This window comes from uncultured Capnocytophaga sp. (assembly GCF_938029845.1).
Taxonomy (GTDB): Bacteria; Bacteroidota; Bacteroidia; order Flavobacteriales; family Flavobacteriaceae; genus Capnocytophaga.
This window is the reverse complement of sequence record NZ_CALHGG010000052.1, coordinates 1-1025: the sequence shown is the minus strand read 5'-3', so window position 1 is coordinate 1025 and position 1025 is coordinate 1. Positions and strand designations below refer to the sequence as shown.

General features: G+C 39.4%; 2 protein-coding genes and 1 pseudogene. All 3 read right to left on the bottom strand.

The features are described from left to right. Positions 1-277, bottom strand: a pseudogene (locus Q0625_RS03795) (DNA alkylation repair protein); the annotation flags it as partial. 49 nt (positions 278-326) lie between these two features. Then, entirely contained in the window at positions 327-746 is a 420-nt protein-coding gene (locus tag Q0625_RS03790) for a phosphoheptose isomerase (RefSeq protein WP_009642561.1), read from the bottom strand. A gap of 58 nt (positions 747-804) precedes the next feature. Beyond that, the coding region (locus Q0625_RS03785) for a hypothetical protein (RefSeq protein WP_298823582.1) at positions 805-1025 on the bottom strand (221 nt) is incomplete at its 5' end.

The following is a 1025-nucleotide window of genomic DNA, read 5'->3' as shown; positions in this document are numbered from 1 at the left end:
TTGCATATTTTTCGTATAACAATGCACCTATGAGCTTAATCGTATTCATTGTAGAGGGTTTCTTTTGCTGATGGATTTGGCAAACCAACTCTTCAATGATATTTTTATCAATTCCCAAAGCAGGAAAAACCGATTTTACCAGCTGAGAATGATCTACAGCCAGCCACTCGGTAAGGTTTACCGTTTCTATACGCCCCGCATTTAATAGCGAAAGCACTTCCAAAGGGATATCTATTGCCTTTTGAGCCCCTTTTCTGTTTTTGATGTCTTCAGTCATGAATCTAATCTATTAATCTGTCAGTTATCCCATTGGACAAGGTTTGCTGCTAATCGTTAAAGACTTCTATGGTTTCTTCTTTGAGGACAAAATCGGTGAATTTGCCTTTGTAGCGGGTAGCCTTTACGATATGGTTATCTATCCAATGATAATTACCTCCACGAGGTTTGCCAAAGATGATACCATGGTACTTAAAGCCATGCTTATCAAGCCACTGTTCGGTAATCTCGCGGAGTGCTTCGGTACGTGAGGTGAAAAAATGGATCACATGTCCTTGGTCATACCATTTGTTCACCTGTTCCAGTGCATCGGGGAATACCTCGGCTGTAATCATTTTCTCGGGCTGTTCATTGGGAATGTCCTCGCATATAGTACCATCAATATCTATGAGGTAGTTCTTCACTCCTTCGGGCAATATAGGGTTCTTATGCCCATGTGCGTCTTCTTGTAAGGTAAATTTTTCAATCATAATGCATCAGTTATGTAGGTTAATTTATTTATGTATCCGCTTGATAATACACCCATTATCATGGAGTTATAGTAACTATTTTGCCTTCACGGCGCACCACAATCTTTTGATTATTCTTGCGCTTTTCGGCAATCATTCGATCATAAGCAAGGTCTAAACCTTTTAAAAGTTTGTCTTTCAGACTCTCCTTCTTAGCTTCTTTCTTTTTCATAGCTGTTTTCCCTGCGCCATTACAACCTGCTATGATATAGAGTTGTTTGCTCATTCTGTTGTGTTTAT

Excerpts from the sequence above, each read along its gene's own strand:
- Q0625_RS03790 (WP_009642561.1), bottom strand. The coding sequence starts at position 746 with ATGATTGAAAAATTTACCTTACAAGAAGACGCACATGGGCATAAGAAC.